Source organism: Rubritalea sp., assembly GCF_039830215.1.
Lineage (GTDB): Bacteria > Verrucomicrobiota > Verrucomicrobiia > Verrucomicrobiales > Akkermansiaceae > Rubritalea.
This window is the reverse complement of the sequence record NZ_JBDOPO010000228.1, coordinates 1-3,158: the sequence shown is the minus strand read 5'-3', so window position 1 is coordinate 3,158 and position 3,158 is coordinate 1. Positions and strand designations below refer to the sequence as shown.

4 protein-coding genes, 2 tRNA genes and 2 pseudogenes are annotated in these 3,158 nt (G+C 45.9%); 6 read left to right on the top strand and 2 right to left on the bottom strand.

Features of this window, described 5'->3' with window-relative positions:
• Positions 1-219: pseudogene (locus ABGY95_RS07675) on the bottom strand (tRNA (adenosine(37)-N6)-threonylcarbamoyltransferase complex transferase subunit TsaD); the annotation flags it as partial.
• Positions 220-516: 297 nt separating this feature from the next.
• Between ABGY95_RS07675 and ABGY95_RS07670 the strand changes: the two are divergent.
• The 4 genes and pseudogenes from ABGY95_RS07670 to ABGY95_RS07655 form a co-directional block, all read left to right on the top strand.
• A tRNA-Asp gene (locus ABGY95_RS07670) sits at positions 517-593 on the top strand.
• A gap of 32 nt (positions 594-625) precedes the next feature.
• A tRNA-Asp gene (locus ABGY95_RS07665) sits at positions 626-702 on the top strand.
• A 134-nt stretch (positions 703-836) separates the two neighbouring features.
• Positions 837-1,238, top strand: coding sequence for a hypothetical protein (locus ABGY95_RS07660; protein WP_347441098.1), 402 nt, complete (start codon positions 837-839; stop codon positions 1,236-1,238).
• A gap of 15 nt (positions 1,239-1,253) precedes the next feature.
• Positions 1,254-1,541: pseudogene (locus tag ABGY95_RS07655) on the top strand (thioredoxin-like domain-containing protein); the annotation flags it as partial.
• Positions 1,542-1,918: 377 nt separating this feature from the next.
• Here ABGY95_RS07655 and ABGY95_RS07650 read toward each other — a convergent pair.
• On the bottom strand, positions 1,919-2,302 hold the full coding sequence (locus ABGY95_RS07650; RefSeq protein ID WP_347441099.1) for a transposase: 384 nt from the start codon (positions 2,300-2,302) through the stop codon (positions 1,919-1,921).
• A gap of 252 nt (positions 2,303-2,554) precedes the next feature.
• Between ABGY95_RS07650 and ABGY95_RS07645 the strand changes: the two genes are divergently transcribed.
• Together ABGY95_RS07645 and ABGY95_RS07640 are read left to right on the top strand one after the other, a co-directional pair.
• The gene (locus ABGY95_RS07645) at positions 2,555-2,725 is read left to right on the top strand and encodes a hypothetical protein (protein WP_347441097.1); all 171 of its coding nucleotides are present in this window, start codon (positions 2,555-2,557) and stop codon (positions 2,723-2,725) included.
• Positions 2,726-2,926: 201 nt separating this feature from the next.
• A partial coding sequence (locus ABGY95_RS07640) for a helix-turn-helix domain-containing protein (RefSeq protein ID WP_347441096.1) occupies positions 2,927-3,158 on the top strand: 232 nt, incomplete at its 3' end.

Here is a 3,158-nt window from a genome sequence, read left to right as displayed (position 1 = left end):
GTTCTGCAGGGCAGCGGAGATAAGAGGGTGTAGTGCGAGCGAGTGATTCCTCGAGGCGAGTTCTGGGACGACACCTCCGTATTCGCGGTGGATTGCAATTTGTGAAGAAATCTCAGAGCTGAGAACTTCAGCTTGATTTAAGCTTCCACGTAGTATCGCTACCGCAGTTTCGTCGCAGCTGGATTCGATGGCAAGTAAGGTGGCTGTTGTATCGGGCACAGCTGTAAGTAACTGACGAAAGACTAGTAGATGCAAGTGGATTTCTCTCTGATTTGGGCAATTGAGAAAAATAGGAAGATTTCTTAGCACTCGAAGATCATTGGTTTAGCTGGCTTTGATTTTTTTTACATAAAGGCGGAAATATCTCAGTTTTCCTATAGTGTTGATTATTAGAAGTCTAAGAGATTTGTGTTTTGGATGCTGCAAAAATGTACAAATTTTAGGTAGAAAGAACTTGCACAGAGTCAATAAATAGGTATTTTCCTGCCGCCGCAAGGCAAAGCAACGATGAAAGATGGAGCGGTAGCTCAATTGGTTAGAGCACCGGCCTGTCACGCCGGAGGTTGCGGGTTCGATTCCCGTCCGCTCCGCCATCTTCCTACATTGCTACATACATCGACTAAGTGGAGCGGTAGCTCAATTGGTTAGAGCACCGGCCTGTCACGCCGGAGGTTGCGGGTTCGATTCCCGTCCGCTCCGCCACTCGTTGATTAAATAAAAGCGCAACCTTCTAGGCTGCGCTTTTTTTGTGCGTCAAGCAAGCTCAGCTTTAATATCCGATATTCGAAGTTGACTGTTTGATAGTGAGGAGTATAGCTGAATTATCTATGATTCATATGAAGTATAAAGCAGCCCTCTGGCTGGCCTTGCTTAGCCTATCGGCTCAAGCGAGGACTTGGACGAGTGCTGACGGGGCGAAGACATTTGAGGGGGAGTACAAATCCTTCGATCAAGAGACCAGAGAAGTCACAGTTTTAAAGAAATACAAGAAACTCAAGTTCAAGATGGACATGCTTTCCGAAGCAGACCGTGATTGGGTGAATGCGAAAGTTGAAGAGGCAGCTGCGGCAGAAGCCGCGGCTAGCGCTCCAACTGTTGAAGAACAGATAGCTAGCCAGGTTGTTGGATCTACACTGAATGATAAGACGCTCGTTCGTCTAGAAGGGAAAAGCTTTAAAAAAGCTCAGATGGAGAAAGTTCCTGAGTATTACTTACTCTACTTCACCGCTAGTTGGTGAAGTCCATGTCGGAGCGGAGCGCCACAGTTAGTGGCCAAATATAAAAAAGAAATTGCCGACAATCTGAACGTTGAGTTCATTCACGTTAGTTTAGATCGAGACAAGGACTCAGCTCTAGAATGGGCGAAAAAGGAAATTTTCCCATGGTTGCACGTGTTGAGCGATAAATCATCTAAAGCTAAGCTAGCGAAGTATCACACCTCGGGAAGTGTGCCTTTTTATTGCCTCGTTGATAAGGATGGAAATGTTGTCACGAAAGGTTATCAATCATCCTTTGCTAAAGCTAAAGAATTTGCTAAATAATTCGGGTTAATTCCAATTTTTACCCAGGCCTGCATCATGGATGTGGGCCTTTTACGGTTTCATTGTCGAATTAAACTAACAATTAATTGTCAGCTATTTTCAGTCGATTGAGACTACTTGCCGCTTAGGCAACTTAATAAAAAAACACCAATGGTGCTCCTCAGGCGCTGCGAATGAGGGTTGTATGTCTTAATCGGATAAAAGGTAGTCAATATTGCTGACTCCGCAGGAGCGGTGGATGATCCTTGCTATTTGATTGTTGCAGCTATCGGTTTTTCCTGAGGTGATTTTGTGTTTGGAGTAGGAGACAATTTCTTTAGTAGATTAGATAAAGCCTTTGGCTAATCTAACGAATCGTTTTGGCTCGCTCTCCTGAGCTAGTGCACACCACTACAGTTGATGACGTTTCGCCCAACGTTGATGTACTTTTTGTCTTCTTTTGAGGCCTTATTCCATTTAATTCTTCGGGTTTCATCCACGACTTGTTTGACGTTCATAACGAGGTGATAATGGTCAATGACGATTGCTGCACTAGGCAAGTTTTGCTCCACTGCACGTTTGAAGGCACCGCCCCTATTCATACCCACTGCTTGAATTGAGCGTTTTTGATCTTCGGATAAAGATCTTAGGAAGACTGCGAGGATCTCGCCCTTCTTGACTTCCTGTATGTACAGCAACTCGCCCGTATCCGAGTTGAGAGCCAGCGTCACATAGTTGTGTTGCTTTCTGACACTTTTTTCATCAACAAGTAGCGCCTTAATGCCGTCTCAATTGGGTGGAGGATCGCGTTCAAGAACAGCCTGATCGTAGCTTCTAACAGAGGATTCTGAGATGCTGAGCATGCTGCCGACTTGCTTGGCTGGAGCGAGACTGACCCTCGAACTTATCTGTCTCATCTACCTCCAATTCGCTTTTTTCGTGGGTGAAAATCCTTGGGGACAGAGGTCACATAATGTAAGCAGATTAGGGAATCTGCCTTGAACTGTAGGCAAGATTATCCAGATAGTATTCAAGTGAGCAAGCGGTCTATCCATGACGCAACTTTTCCGCGTTTTGTTGTTGGGGAGAACTTCATGGCAGCGTGGTCATTTGGGGGGAAACCGCTTATCGAAGCGGAGTTTTACGTGTGCGAAACTCTCTGCACACTCAATCTCGTCAACGGCATACCCTTCGAAAGCACATAAAGCCATGATATTTATGGTTCTCACAGCCCCTCAAAGCCTTCTTTCTTCGGGTTTGTCACTTCTAACCGTCATGCATAGCGCGTGAAGATCCTTTTATATGCTTGGATTCAAACCGGAAGTGCACCGCTTAACTTGAACAACGGCCCAGATGCTGATTAGTATCAGCACTGGCTCCACCGTTCAAAACCGAGCCTGTGCCAAATGACCTATAAACATCTGAGCCGCGAAGAGCGGTATACCATATCTATCCTACGCCGCAAGGGCGAGTCCAACGCATCCATAGCTTCAACGATCGGACGTAACGTCTCAACGATCAGACGAGAGCTGAAGCGTAATGTGTCACCAAGTGGAGGCTACAACTACAACGTCGCTCAGAAACTCTCTGATAGAAGATCAAACTCGGCCTCATGCCGTGGATCTCGCATCTCTGAAG